This window comes from Enterococcus sp. GC34 (assembly GCF_040886645.1).
Taxonomy (GTDB): domain Bacteria; phylum Bacillota; class Bacilli; order Lactobacillales; family Enterococcaceae; genus Enterococcus; species Enterococcus faecalis.
This window is the reverse complement of the sequence record NZ_JBFOEF010000001.1, coordinates 434,507-448,525: the sequence shown is the minus strand read 5'-3', so window position 1 is coordinate 448,525 and position 14,019 is coordinate 434,507. Positions and strand designations below refer to the sequence as shown.

Sequence of the window (14,019 nt, the reverse complement as noted above, 5' to 3'; positions counted from 1 at the left end):
ATAAAAAATGAAGAGTTATAGGAGAAAGAAGATGAAAAAGTATTTAAAAATCACAATGGTTTGTATTTTATTGGTAGGATTTTTAGCTGGGTGTACCAATAAAAATGAAAATAAAAAGAAACAGAAAAATACCAAAGAAGCCGTTCAACTGATGTCACCTTCAGAACTAACAACGCTCAACACCTCTGTATTATTGGATTTTCCAGATGCTATTGTCCAAACTGCAGCGTTTGAAGGGTTATATAGTTTAGATGAACAAGACCAATTGGTACCAGCTGTAGCAAAAGCATTGCCGACGATTTCAGAAGATGGAAAAACTTACACGATTTCTTTGAGAAAAGAAGCGGTTTGGAGTAACGATGATCCTGTCACAGCGCATGATTTTGAATATACTTGGAAAAAAATGATTGATCCTAAAAACGGCTTTGTTTATAGCTTCCTCATCGTTGAAACAATTCAAAATGGTGCAGAAATCTCAGCTGGGAAATTAGCACCCAATGAACTAGGTGTCACAGCTGTGGATGATTATACATTAAAGGTGACGCTCAAAGAGCCAAAACCGTACTTTACGTCCTTGTTAGCTTTTCCGACATTTTTCCCGCAAAATCAAAAAGTAGTCGAACAATTTGGTGCGGACTATGGAACTGCTAGTGATAAAGTCGTCTATAATGGTCCCTTCGTGGTGAAAGATTGGCAGCAAACAAAGATGGACTGGCAATTAGCAAAGAATAATCGCTATTGGGATCGCCAGAACGTGCGCTCAGACATTATCAATTATACGGTTATCAAAGAAACATCTACCGCATTGAATCTTTTTGAAGATGGACAATTAGATGTGGCTACACTAAGTGGTGAATTGGCGCAACAGAATAAAAATAATACGTTGTATCATTTGTACCCAACAGCAACAATGAACTATTTGCGCTTAAATCAAAAACGGAAAGGGCAAGCAACGCCGCTTGCAAACGAAAACTTGCGTAAAGCGTTGGCTTTAGGCATAGATAAAGAAAATCTAGTCAATAATATTATTGCAGATGGTTCTAAAGCTTTACATGGTGCGATTACGGAAGGCTTTGTGGCGAATCCCACAACGGGCCTCGATTTTCGTCAAGAAGCAGGTAATTTAATGGTTTATAACAAAGAAAAAGCGCAAAGCTATTGGAAAAAATCACAAGCAGAATTAGGAGAAAAGGTTAACGTTGAATTGATGGTAACAGATGATGGTTCTTACAAAAAAATTGGTGAAAGTTTGCAAGGCTCGCTACAAGAACTGTTTCCTGGTTTGACAATAGAGCTAACCGTATTGCCAACGGAAGCTGCATTGAACTTTGGGCGAGAAAGCGACTATGATTTATTCTTAATTTATTGGACACCAGACTATCAAGACCCTATTTCTACCCTGATGACTTTATACAAGGGTAATGATCGCAATTATCAGAACCCTGTCTATGACAAATTATTAGATGAAGCAGCCACAACGTATGCCTTAGAGCCAGAAAAAAGATGGGCGACACTGATTGCAGCTGAAAAAGAAGTGATTGAAACGACTGCTGGCATGATTCCACTTAGCCAAAATGAACAAACAGTCCTGCAAAATGATAAAGTCAAAGGCTTGAATTTTCATACCTTTGGCGCTCCATTAACGTTAAAAAATGTTTATAAGGAAAAATAAAAAGAGAGCCTGGGCTGAAAATCGCTTTTGATTTTCGGCCCAGGCTTAAATCCTACTTTTTAGCCCAAAATTTGTCACCATTTAGCCTTTTCGGGTTTTATCTCGAACGCTTCTGTTCCAATAGTTCAGAATCAGGTGCAGTGTGTGACTGTGCATATTTTTTCATATATGTCGGTAAGGCTTGACTAATCTTCGTTGGTAAAACAACATAGTCGGTTTTGGCCAAATCATCTCCAATGAGACTGTGTAAGTAAACGGCGCCAGCAATGGTTTCAATTGTCGGCTTAAACTGAGCCAAAAAACCAGCAATGATGCCAGCCAAGGTATCCCCAGTTCCGCCAGTAGCCATCCCAGGGTTGCCACCTGTATTTTGAAAAGGTTCTCCTGCGTGGAAAATTGTGGTGCGATGACTTTTTAAAACAATCGTACTGCCTAATTTTGCTTGTTGTCGCTGGTTATTTGCTAGTGTTTGTTGCTCAATAGGTAAGTGACTCATACGTTGCCATTCCATTTGGTGAGGTGTGAAAACAACTTTTTCAGGATAGGTAAGGGAAAAATTACCTTGGCTAAACAGGGTAATTGCTGAGCCATCGATAATTAACCATTGTTGTTTTTGATGTTGGGCAAGCACCCTCTTTAACATTTGTTGTGCAGTAGCATCTAAGCCTAAACCTGGACCAATTAAAATAACCTCCGCTTGCTCTACGACGTCCGTCAGAAGGACTGTTTCTTCAAAGCCCACGACCATGGCTTCTGGGTATCTTGCATGTAAAGGCCCGTGATTTTCGACATCAGTAATCACAGTGGTGAGACCAGCGCCACTATTGATACACGCTTCGGTACTCATGATGATGGCTCCGCCATATTGACGGTTTCCTCCGATTAATACGACACGCCCAAAATTGCTTTTATAAGAGTCGGAGGGGCGTTGAGTGATGACTTCCTCTAAAATGTCCTTGCTTAAATAGCGCATTCTATCACTCCTTTTCTTGGGATTTCTTTGTTCTCAGTATACTACAAGAGCACCGAAAAAATCAGTTTATTTAATGTTAAAAGTTACTCTATTGAAGGCAATGAGGTGTATAATAAGGACCAGATAAATGAGTTAGGAGAGTGAAACAGATGGAAGAGAAAAAAACATTTTATATGAGTGGCTACGTAGGAATTGCGAGCTTATTAGTTATTTTAATTGCGGGAATTGGTCTATTTATTTATGGAGCGAGTCATACCAACGGTGTTCTTGTTGTTTTAGGTATTATTTTGTTAATTGGCGCTATTTTATTTTTAAGTTCCTTAACCATTGTTAGTCCTAACCAGGCGAAAGCTATTTTATTTTTTGGTCGCTACTTAGGTACGATTAAAGAAAATGGGTTGTTTATTACCATTCCATTTACGCAAAAAATGAACATTTCTTTGAAAGTACGAAATTTCAATAGTTCTCTATTAAAAGTCAATGACTCTGACGGGAATCCAATCGAAATCTCTGCGGTCATCGTTTTTCGGGTAGTCGATACAGCTAAGGCGTTATTTAATGTCGATTATTATCAAGACTTTGTGGAAATTCAAAGCGAAACGGCAATCCGGCATGTAGCAACACAATATCCTTATGACACTTTTTCAGATAATGATGTAACTCTGCGAGGAAATACCGAACAAATTTCCGAGGAGTTAACCAAAGAATTGCAAGAACGCTTAGCAGTGGCTGGTGTAGAGGTTATCGAAACACGGTTGAATCATTTAGCTTATGCAACTGAAATTGCTAGCTCCATGTTGCAAAGACAGCAAGCAAAAGCAATCTTAGCGGCCCGACAAACAATTGTTGAAGGTGCGGTAAGCATGACACAAATGGCCTTAGAACAGATTGAAGAAGGGCAAGAAATTAATTTTACCGATGAACGAAAAGTACAACTTATTAATAATTTACTAGTCTCAATCATTACTGATAAAGGCACACAACCAGTTATTAATACAGGCGACGTTTCTTCTTAAAGGGGAATCAACGCTAAAAATAGCAAAAAAAAGTCATCTTTCTGATGGCTCTTTTTTTGGTAAACACGAACATTATATAATTTTAATTTATAATATTTCGGTTTTTCTTTGACATCTCTTTTTCTCATTGTTAGAATAACAGTGAAAAAAGTGGAAGGAGTTATTACATTCATGAAACCATTAGTCGCTGTGATTATGGGAAGTACCTCAGACTGGGCAACGATGAAAGCTGCTTGTTTTGTGTTGGAAGAGTTGAAAATTCCTTATGAAAAACGAGTGATATCAGCACATAGGACCCCTGATTTGATGTTTCGTTTTGCAGAGGAATCACGAACAAAAGGATTGAAGGTTATTATCGCTGGCGCTGGTGGAGCGGCCCATTTACCAGGGATGGTAGCTGCAAAGACAACCTTACCTGTCATTGGTGTTCCAGTTAAAACACGAACATTAAACGGTGTTGATTCACTGTTGTCTATTGTGCAGATGCCAGGTGGAGTTCCTGTAGCAACAACTGCGATTGGCTCAGCAGGTGCTACCAATGCTGGGTTATTAGCTGCAGAAATACTAAGTATTGATGATTTACAGTTAGCAGAAAGAATCCAAGCAAGACGACAATCATTGGAAAAAGCGGTTATGGAAAGTGGGGAACAACTTGAATAAACCTTTAAAAGTCGGAGCAACTATTGGCATTATAGGTGGGGGACAGTTAGGGCGAATGCTAGTCATGAGTGGTAAAAAAATGGGTTTCCAAATGATTGTGTTGGACCCAACGCTCAATAGTCCAGCTGGTCAAGTAGCTGACCGTCAAATTGTGGCAGCCTTTGATCAGACATCTGCTTTAACTGTACTAGCAGAGTTATGCGATGTGATCACCTATGAATTTGAAAATATTGAAGTGGCCTCCCTAGAAAAGGCCATTCCACTAGAAAAGTTGCCACAAGGAACAGAATTGTTAAAAATTACTCAAAATCGATTGCTTGAAAAAACGTTTCTTCAATCGATTGGCTGTAAGATTGCCCCTTTTACGGAAGTAAAAAGCCAGAAAGAGCTGCCACAAGCAATAGAAAAGATTGGTTTTCCATGTGTCTTAAAAACTATTCAAGGTGGATACGATGGAAAAGGACAAGTCGTCTTAAAATGCGAAGAGGATTTCTCCCAAGCGACTAAATTATTAGCTAACGCCACTTGTGAATTAGAAAAGTGGGTGCCTTTCACTAAAGAACTTTCAATCATCGTTGCAGGGAATAAGCATGGTTACCAAAGCTTTCCTGTATCTGAAAACATTCATCGAAAGAATATCTTGCATGAATCAATTGTGCCCGCTCGAATTTCTGAGAATGTGCAACAAAAAGCAGCGGAATTGGCGCAACACATTGCTGAGGAATTAAATCTATCTGGGGTTTTAGCTATCGAACTGTTTTTAACGGATTCAGAAGAGTTGTACGTCAATGAATTAGCGCCACGGCCTCATAACTCAGGTCATTACTCTATTGAAGCTTGCTCATTTAGTCAATTTGATGCGCATATTCGAGGGATTAGCAATTGGGGCATTGGGTTACCCCAATTACTTCAATCAGTGGTTATGGTGAATCTCTTAGGCGAACACTTAGAAAAAAGCTACCAGTTATGCACGTCAAAACCCACTTGGCAAGTCCATTACTATGGAAAATCCGAATCAAAAGTTGGCAGAAAAATGGGCCACGTCACCATTACAACACCTTGCTTATCAGAAACGTTAAAGGAAATTGAGACTGTTGGTATTTGGAACGTAACTTAATAAATGCTTGCTCCAAGCAAGTTTTTTATTTTTACATTCGACAAACACGAACGATTATTGTTTTTTTTGTAACTAACGTAAGTTTTTAACTGATGTAAATCAGCTGACTTAGAAAGAATAGGGTTCATGAAGCTAACGAGAAGAGGGAAAGAATGGAAAAGAAAGCACTTGTGTATACAGGAAAAGCGAAGAAGTTGTATCAAACAGAAAATGAAGCGGTTCTTTTTGTGGAATATCTTGATCAAGCAACAGCTTTAAACGGTCAAAAAAAAGACAAAGTTCTTGGAAAAGGCGCTTTAAATAATCAAATCACTAGTCTAATTTTTGAACATTTACAGCAACAGAAGATTCCCAATCATTTTATCAAAAAAGTATCTGAACACGAACAATTAATTCAGGCCGTAGAAATGATTCCTTTGGAAGTTGTCGTACGTAATTATGCGGCAGGAAGTTTTTCAAAGCGTTTAGCGATTGAAGAGGGCACTAAATTAGTGACGCCCATTATTGAATTTTATTACAAAGAAGATCGTCTGGATGATCCTTTTATTAACGAAGACCATATTCAATTTCTAAAAGTAGCCACTCCTGCTGAAATTGTGGAAATTAAAGCATTGGCTTTACAAATTAATCAGGCGCTCAGTCAACTCTTTCAACGCCTCAATATTTGTTTGATCGATTTTAAAATCGAGATTGGTCGGACGAAGGCCAATCAATTGTTACTGGCAGATGAAATTTCTCCAGACACCTGTCGTCTATGGGATTTAAACACAAACGAACATCTGGATAAAGATGTTTATCGCCGTGAATTAGGAGAAATAGTTCCTGTATATGAAGAAGTTTTACAACGTTTACTAACAGCTAATTGAGGAGGAAGCGCGTATGTATTTTGTCAAAGTCTATGTTACGTATAAAGAATCAATTTTGGATCCCCAAGGTGAAGCGGTTAAGGAAGCAGTCCATCGGCTTGGTTTTACAGAAGTAGCCGAAATCCGTGTCGGTAAGTATTTTGAAATGCACGTCCAGCAGACAGAAGCAATTGAAGAGAAAATTGAACAAATTTGTGATCAACTATTAGCCAATGTAAATATGGAATCCTATCGTTTGGAAATTTTATCTTTGGAGGAAATTTAAATGAAATTGGCAGTGATTGTTTTTCCAGGATCCAATTGTGATGCAGACTTATTGTGGGCTGTCAAAGAGGTGATGGGCGTCGATGCAGAATTTGTCCGACACGATGCCACTTCTTTAGCAAAATTTGATGGCGTGTTATTGCCTGGTGGTTTTTCTTATGGCGATTACTTGCGTTGTGGTGCAATTGCTCGGTTTTCGCCAATTATCAATGAGGTGATTCGCTTTGCTACAGAAGGCAAAATGGTTTTTGGTACTTGTAATGGCTTTCAAATTTTAACAGAAATTGGCTTGCTTCCTGGTACGTTGTTAAGAAATGATTCGCTTCGTTTTATTTGTAAAAGTGTCCCCTTGAAAGTGAATACACACACAAAGTTTACAAGCGAGTATCCTGAAAATGTTTCGATACATTTACCAGTAGCGCATGGCGAAGGGAATTACTATTGTGATGAAAAAACGTTGAAAGAGCTGAAAGAAAAGAACCAAATTGTTTTTACGTATCAAGAAAAGGTGAACGGTAGTCTTGCGAATATTGCTGGTATTTGTAATGAACAGGGCAATGTTCTAGGAATGATGCCTCATCCGGAACGAGCGATGGAAGAATTGTTAGGTTCAACAGATGGACGCAGCTTTTTTGCTTCAATCATTAAAAACTTTGGAAAGGAATTAAGCCAATGATGAATGAACCAACACCAAAAGAAATCAAGGAGACACGGTTGTATGCAGAATGGGGACTAACAGATGAAGAATATCATCAGATTGAGACCATTTTGCAAAGAGAACCTAATTATACAGAAACTGGCTTATTTTCCGTGATGTGGAGTGAACATTGCTCTTACAAAAATTCCAAGCCCGTTTTAAAAAAGTTTCCGACGGAAGGGCCACAAGTGCTTCAAGGTCCTGGTGAAGGAGCTGGGATTGTCGATATTGGTGACGGATTAGCTGTTGTTTTTAAAGCAGAGAGCCATAATCATCCTTCTGCAGTGGAACCTTACGAAGGAGCAGCTACAGGCGTTGGTGGAATTATTCGCGATATTTTCAGTATGGGGGCGCGGCCGATTGCTTTATTGGATTCGTTAAGATTTGGCGAACTGACGGATGCACGAACATGTTATTTGTTTCAAGAAGTTGTGGCGGGGATTAGCGGTTATGGAAATTGTATTGGTATTCCAACTGTTGGCGGCGAAATTGCTTTTGAGCCATGTTATCAAGGAAACCCACTTGTCAATGCTATGTGTGTGGGATTGATTCGTCATGATGAGATTCAAAAAGGCCAAGCAAAAGGCGTCGGAAATAGCATTCTTTACGTAGGTGCGAAAACAGGACGAGATGGAATTCATGGTGCGACCTTTGCTTCAGAAGAATTTAGTGAAGGTGAAGAACAGCAACGATCTGCGGTACAAGTAGGTGATCCGTTTATGGAAAAATTATTATTGGAAGCTTGTCTTGATTTAATCAAAAATCATCAAGATATTTTAATCGGCATCCAAGATATGGGGGCGGCTGGCTTGGTTTCTTCAAGTGCTGAAATGGCATCAAAAGCAGGTTCAGGCTTGATTCTAGAGCTGGATAAAGTTCCGCAGAGAGAGACGCAGATGAGCCCCTATGAAATGCTCTTGTCTGAGTCCCAAGAACGGATGTTAATCTGTGTGGAAAAAGGAGCAGAACAGCAAGTTTGTGAATTGTTTCAAACGTATGACTTAGAAGCGGTAGCGATTGGATCTGTAACAGATGATGGACAGTATCGTGTCTTTCACGGTGGCAGAATAGTCGCAGATGTACCAGTAGATGCTTTGGCAGAAGAAGCCCCTGTCTACCAGAAAGCCTATCAGGAACCAGAACGGATGCGTGCTTTTAAAAAATTAGCGCCCTTCATTCCAGAAATTACGAATGGTACGGAATTATTAAAACGCCTATTGCAACAGCCAACGATTGCATCGAAAAAATCAGTTTACGAAACCTATGATAGTCAAGTACAAACGAATACAGTGGTGCAACCAGGAAGTGATGCAGCTGTTTTAAGAGTGCGGGGCACCAATAAAGCCTTAGCGATGACAACAGATTGTAATAGCCGTTATTTGTATTTAAATCCTGAAATTGGTGGGCAAATTGCGGTTGCAGAAGCAGCCCGTAATATTGTAGCAAGTGGAGCACAACCTTTGGCTATCACTGATTGTTTGAATTATGGTTCCCCTGATAAACCAGAAAGTTTTTGGGAATTATGGACGTCGGCGGATGGAATCGCCGCAGCCTGCCGTCAGCTAGGAACACCCGTGATTTCAGGGAACGTCTCTCTTTACAATGAAACAGATGGTCAAGCCATTTACCCTACGCCGATGATTGGCATGGTGGGCGTGATTGAAGATGTTTCGCAAATTACCACACAAGCGTTTAAACAAGTTGATGACTTAATTTATCTCATCGGTGAAACCCACGCAGATTTTAACGGCTCGGAAATTCAAAAAATGCAACTGGGTCGAATTGAAGGGCAATTACGCTCATTTGATTTAAAAGAGGAAAAAGCAAACCAAGAATTAGTTTTAAAAGCAATTCAAGCAGGCCTAGTTGCTAGCGCGCATGATTGCGCTGAAGGCGGCGTTGCCGTTGCTTTAGCCGAGTCGGCTTTTGCCAACGAACTGGGGTTACAGGTGACACTGCCATTAAAAAAAGAATATTTATTTGCGGAGACGCAATCCCGTTTTATTCTTTCAGTTAGTCCCCAGCATCAAGAAGCATTTGAAACACTAATTGGAAAAAAAGCCCAACACATTGGGAAAGTGACTGAAACTGGTTTGGTCATCCATGCGTTAGATGATGTGATCAATTGTTCAACAAAAGAAGCCAAGGCCTTATGGGAGGATGCGATTCCATGTCTTATGAAGCAAAAAGCTTAAATGAAGAGTGTGGTATTTTTGGTATTTGGGGTCATCCTGATGCGGCACAAGTGACCTATTTTGGCTTACACAGCTTGCAGCATCGAGGCCAAGAAGGCGCGGGAATTGTGGCGAACAATTCTGGGAAATTAGATGGCCACCGTGATTTAGGTTTATTAGCAGAAGTATTCCAAAAGCAAGAACAACTGAATGCGTTAGAAGGAACGGCGGCTATTGGTCATGTACGCTATGCAACCGCTGGTACGGGTAGCGTGGATAATATTCAGCCATTTTTATTTAAATTTTATGATAGTCAAATTGGGTTAGCGCACAATGGCAATTTGACAAATGCCAAACGTTTACGAAAACAACTAGAAAGAGAAGGCGCTATTTTTCATTCCAATTCAGACACTGAAATTTTAATGCACTTGATTCGAAAAAGCACTGCTGCCTCGTTTCTCGATAAACTAAAAGAGAGCTTGAATTTGGTTAAGGGTGGCTTTGCTTATCTTTTATTAACAGAAACGATGATGATTGCTGCACTGGATCCCAACGGCTTTCGCCCTCTCTCCATCGGACAAATGAACAATGGGGGGTACGTTGTGGCATCCGAAACGTGTGCATTAGAAACAGTTGGGGCTCGCTTTATTCAAGATGTGGCGCCTGGTGAAGTAGTCATCATTTCTGATGAAGGCTTGAAAATAGAGGTTTTCACTACGGAAGTCCAACCAGCGATTTGCGCAATGGAATATATTTATTTTGCACGACCAGATTCAACTATTGCTGGAGTTAATGTGCATACAGCTCGTAAAAGAATGGGGAAGAACTTGGCAATCGAAAGTCCAGTCGCAGCTGATATGGTAATTGGGGTACCGAACTCGTCATTGTCTGCAGCTAGCGGCTATGCAGAAGAAGCACAGATACCTTACGAACTAGGTTTAGTAAAAAATCAATATGTCGCTCGAACGTTCATCCAGCCGACACAAGAATTAAGAGAACAAGGTGTCCGTATGAAACTATCGGCAGTTCGTGGCGTGGTCAAAGGAAAAAAAGTCGTTTTAGTAGATGATTCGATTGTTCGCGGAACCACTATTCGGCGCATTATCCATTTATTAAAAGAAGCAGAAGCGCAAGAAGTTCATGTCAGAATTGCTTCACCGCCATTAAAATATCCGTGTTTTTATGGCATTGATATACAGACAAGGGACGAACTAATTGCGGCAAACTATTCAATTGAAGAGATCAAAGAGCAGATTGGCGCAGATTCGCTGGCTTTTTTGAGTGAAGCAGGGCTGATTGATGGGATTCAATTAAATTATGATGCTCCTTATTCTGGGCTGTGTATGGCTTACTTTAATGGAGACTATCCAACGCCTTTGTATGATTATGAAGAACAATATCAAGCATCCTTGAAAAAAGAAACTAGGAGGAATTGACATGGAAAATGCCTATTCAAAAGCTGGCGTAAATGTTGAGGCAGGATACGAAGTAGTGGAACGAATTCAAAAGCATAGCCAAAAGACACAACGGATGGGAACGTTGGGCATGCTTGGTGGTTTTGGTGGTTGTTTTGATTTAAGTAGTTACAAGCTTAAAGAACCAGTTTTGGTATCAGGAACGGATGGCGTAGGCACAAAGTTACTCTTGGCAATTGAAGAACAGAAACACGAGACAATCGGAATTGATTGTGTAGCAATGTGTGTAAATGATGTCGTCGCACAAGGCGCCGAACCGTTATATTTTTTAGATTATTTAGCGTTAGGGACCGTTAATCCAGCTAAAGTTGAAGCAATTGTTGCGGGTGTTGCGGCTGGCTGTTGTGAGGCGAATGCAGCCTTAATTGGGGGCGAAACAGCTGAAATGCCTGATATGTATGAAGCAGATGCTTATGACGTGGCTGGTTTTGCCGTGGGTATTGCTGAGAAAAGTCAACTCTTGACTCCAAGTAACGTAAAAGAAGGCGATTTCTTGATTGGTCTTCCTTCAAGTGGTCTTCATTCTAATGGTTACTCTTTAGTAAGAAATGTTTTTTTTAAGAAACATTCGTTTAAAACAACGGACAAGCTTCCAGAATTGGCACCCAAAACGTTAGGGGAAGAATTATTAACACCAACAAAAATTTACGTGAAGGAATTATTGCCATTGTTAAAAGCAGGACTCGTGCATGGTGCTGCGCATATTACTGGCGGCGGGTTTTTAGAAAATCTACCAAGAATGTTTTCTTCTTCATTAGCTGCAGAGATTCAATTAAATAGTTGGCCAGTGCTACCAATTTTTAAATTGATTCAAAAATACGGTGAAATTCCATCTGAAGAAATGTATGAAATTTTCAATATGGGCTTAGGGATGATTTTAGCGGTGAGTCCAGAGCATGTTGAAAAAGTTCAGGAGCTTTTGCCAGAAGCTTTTGAAATTGGTCGTTTGGTACCTAGGAAAACGAAAGCCGTTATTTTTAAGGAAGCCTTATGAAGATAGCTGTTTTTGCATCTGGCAATGGTAGCAATTTTGAGGCGATTGCTGCAGCTTTTTCCCAAAAAAAAATCGCAGGGCAGTTGAGCTTAGTCTTTTGTGACCAGCCTGAAGCCTATGTATTGACCCGTGCCCAAAAACGCAAGATTCCCGTTGTTTGCTTTTCGCCATCTGATTTTCCATCTCGTGGGCAGTATGAAGAACAAGTATTGAAACATTTAAAAGAGCATCGGATCGATTTAATCGTGTTAGCTGGTTATTTGAGAATTATCGGCAAGACTTTACTGGAGGCTTATCCAAAGAGAATCGTCAATATTCATCCTTCGCTGTTACCTAGTTTTCCAGGTCTTCACGGAATTGAAGAGGCATTTCATTATGGAGTGAAAATAACAGGAATCACTATCCATTATGTTGACTCTGGGGTTGATACAGGACCGATTATTTTCCAAACAACCACCAAGATTGATACTGAAGATACATTGGACACATTAACAGAGAAAATTCATGCTCTTGAGCACGAATGGTACCCAAAAATAATTTCACAAATTGTAAAGGAGACAATGAAATGACCAAAAGAGCATTGATTAGCGTTTCAGACAAAACAGGAGTGACAACATTTGCAGCAGGCTTAGTTGCAAATGGCTTTGAAATTATCTCTACTGGGGGAACAAGGACTGTCTTAGAAGAAGCGGGGGTACCGACACTTGCTATTGACGACATCACTGGGTTTCCAGAAATGTTAGATGGCCGTGTCAAAACGTTACATCCGAATATCCATGGCGGACTTTTGGCAAAAAGGAGAAACCAAGCGCATCAAAAAGCACTGACTGAACAAGGCATTCACTTTATTGACCTTGTAGTAGTGAATCTTTATCCATTTAAAGAAACAATTTTAAAACCAGCGATTTCTGAAGCAGAAGCGATTGAAATGATTGATATTGGCGGTCCTAGCATGTTACGTTCAGCGGCAAAAAATTATCAAGACGTAACAGCAGTGGTTGATCCTAGTGATTATGAACAGGTATTAAGTGAAATTAGCAGCACTGGAACTAGCCAGTTAACCACTAGAAAAAGATTGGCAGCAAAAGTCTTTCGTCATACCGCTGCTTATGACGCGCTTATCGCTGACTATTTAACGACGCAAGTGGGTGAAACTGAACCAGAGAAACAGACGCTTACTTATGAACGTAAGCAAACATTGCGTTATGGCGAAAATAGCCATCAACAAGCCACCTTTTATCAATCCGTTGTACCTGTATCATTATCCATTGCTTCCGCTCGACAACTTCATGGCAAAGAACTGTCATATAACAATATTCGAGATGCTGATGCAGCGCTCCGGATTGCTAGCGAGTTTACAGAACCTACGGTCGTCGCTGTCAAACATATGAACCCATGTGGAATTGGAACAGGAAAAACGATTTTGGCAGCCTATCGTCAGGCATTTGAAGCAGATCCAGTTTCAATTTTTGGTGGCATTGTTGTTTTGAATCGTCCAGTGGATCAAGCGACTGCGGCTGAAATGCATCAAATCTTTTTAGAGATAATTATTGCGCCTAGTTTTGAGGAAGAAGCTCTGGCACTGTTATCTCAGAAAAAGAATCTTCGTTTGTTAACGTTAGATTTTCATGCTCAAGAAAAAAAAGCGGCGGAATTAGTTTCTGTTATGGGCGGGTTATTAATTCAAGAACAAGATACAGTTGTTGAAAATGAACAAGCATGGCAAGTAGTTACAGAGCGCCAACCCACACCAGCTGAAAGAGACGCATTGAACTTTGCTTGGAAAGCAGTCAAGCATGTAAAATCAAATGCTATTGTTTTAGCCAATGAAAGTCAAACAGTGGGAATTGGCGCTGGTCAAATGAATCGAATTGGGTCAGTAAAAATTGCAGTTGATCAAGCCCAAGCAGCTGGAAAATTACAAGGGGCCGTCTTAGCAAGTGATGCCTTTTTCCCCATGGCAGATAGCGTGGAATATGCTGCACAACATGGCATTCAAGCAATTATTCAGCCAGGTGGGAGCATTAAAGACCAAGCATCAATCGATCTAGCGAATCATTATGGCATTGCGATGATTTTTACTGGGACTCGTCATTTCAAACATTAATTTT

General features: G+C 40.1%; 13 protein-coding genes. 12 read left to right on the top strand and 1 reads right to left on the bottom strand.

Annotated features, from left to right (window positions below; genetic code table 11):
• Positions 1 to 31 precede the first annotated feature (31 nt).
• Positions 32 to 1,672, top strand: coding sequence for a peptide ABC transporter substrate-binding protein (locus AB3I72_RS02150; protein WP_061101339.1), 1,641 nt, complete (start codon positions 32 to 34; stop codon positions 1,670 to 1,672).
• Between the two features lie 97 nt (positions 1,673 to 1,769).
• Here AB3I72_RS02150 and AB3I72_RS02145 read toward each other — a convergent pair whose 3' ends face one another.
• Positions 1,770 to 2,645: an NAD(P)H-hydrate dehydratase gene (locus AB3I72_RS02145; protein ID WP_061101338.1), complete on the bottom strand. Its 876-nt coding sequence runs from the start codon at positions 2,643 to 2,645 to the stop codon at positions 1,770 to 1,772.
• Between the two features lie 149 nt (positions 2,646 to 2,794).
• Here AB3I72_RS02145 and AB3I72_RS02140 point away from each other — a divergent pair, with 149 nt between their 5' ends.
• The 11 genes from AB3I72_RS02140 to purH all read left to right on the top strand — a co-directional run bounded on the left by AB3I72_RS02140 (position 2,795) and on the right by purH (position 14,015).
• Complete coding sequence (locus AB3I72_RS02140; RefSeq protein ID WP_002366818.1) at positions 2,795 to 3,661, top strand: SPFH domain-containing protein; 867 nt, start codon at positions 2,795 to 2,797, stop codon at positions 3,659 to 3,661.
• A 171-nt stretch (positions 3,662 to 3,832) separates the two neighbouring features.
• Positions 3,833 to 4,321: a 5-(carboxyamino)imidazole ribonucleotide mutase gene (gene purE, locus AB3I72_RS02135; RefSeq protein WP_061101337.1), complete on the top strand. Its 489-nt coding sequence runs from the start codon at positions 3,833 to 3,835 to the stop codon at positions 4,319 to 4,321.
• A complete protein-coding gene (purK, locus tag AB3I72_RS02130; RefSeq protein WP_061101336.1) occupies positions 4,314 to 5,438 on the top strand; it encodes a 5-(carboxyamino)imidazole ribonucleotide synthase in 1,125 nt (374 codons plus the stop codon). Before purE ends, purK begins: the two co-directional genes overlap by 8 nt.
• 152 nt (positions 5,439 to 5,590) lie before the next feature.
• Positions 5,591 to 6,304 carry a phosphoribosylaminoimidazolesuccinocarboxamide synthase gene (purC, locus tag AB3I72_RS02125; RefSeq protein ID WP_061101335.1) on the top strand — a complete coding sequence of 238 codons (714 nt, stop codon included), beginning with the start codon at positions 5,591 to 5,593 and terminating at the stop codon, positions 6,302 to 6,304.
• A 13-nt stretch (positions 6,305 to 6,317) separates the two neighbouring features.
• Positions 6,318 to 6,569 carry a phosphoribosylformylglycinamidine synthase subunit PurS gene (gene purS, locus AB3I72_RS02120; protein WP_368023479.1) on the top strand — a complete coding sequence of 84 codons (252 nt, stop codon included), beginning with the start codon at positions 6,318 to 6,320 and terminating at the stop codon, positions 6,567 to 6,569.
• Positions 6,570 to 7,244, top strand: a complete 675-nt coding sequence (gene purQ / locus AB3I72_RS02115; RefSeq protein WP_002361952.1) for a phosphoribosylformylglycinamidine synthase subunit PurQ — start codon at positions 6,570 to 6,572, stop codon at positions 7,242 to 7,244. It abuts the gene before it with no gap.
• Positions 7,241 to 9,460, top strand: coding sequence for a phosphoribosylformylglycinamidine synthase subunit PurL (gene purL, locus AB3I72_RS02110; RefSeq protein WP_368023478.1), 2,220 nt, complete (start codon positions 7,241 to 7,243; stop codon positions 9,458 to 9,460). Before purQ ends, purL begins: the two co-directional genes overlap by 4 nt.
• Complete coding sequence (gene purF, locus AB3I72_RS02105) at positions 9,436 to 10,875, top strand: amidophosphoribosyltransferase (protein ID WP_368023477.1); 1,440 nt, start codon at positions 9,436 to 9,438, stop codon at positions 10,873 to 10,875. Before purL ends, purF begins: the two co-directional genes overlap by 25 nt.
• 1 nt (position 10,876) lies before the next feature.
• Complete coding sequence (gene purM / locus AB3I72_RS02100) at positions 10,877 to 11,908, top strand: phosphoribosylformylglycinamidine cyclo-ligase (protein WP_061101332.1); 1,032 nt, start codon at positions 10,877 to 10,879, stop codon at positions 11,906 to 11,908.
• Entirely contained in the window at positions 11,905 to 12,477 is a 573-nt protein-coding gene (gene purN / locus AB3I72_RS02095; protein ID WP_002420113.1) for a phosphoribosylglycinamide formyltransferase, read from the top strand. Before purM ends, purN begins: the two co-directional genes overlap by 4 nt.
• The gene (gene purH / locus AB3I72_RS02090) at positions 12,474 to 14,015 is read left to right on the top strand and encodes a bifunctional phosphoribosylaminoimidazolecarboxamide formyltransferase/IMP cyclohydrolase (protein WP_271852095.1); all 1,542 of its coding nucleotides are present in this window, start codon (positions 12,474 to 12,476) and stop codon (positions 14,013 to 14,015) included. Before purN ends, purH begins: the two co-directional genes overlap by 4 nt.
• The last annotated feature ends 4 nt before the right edge of the window (positions 14,016 to 14,019 follow it).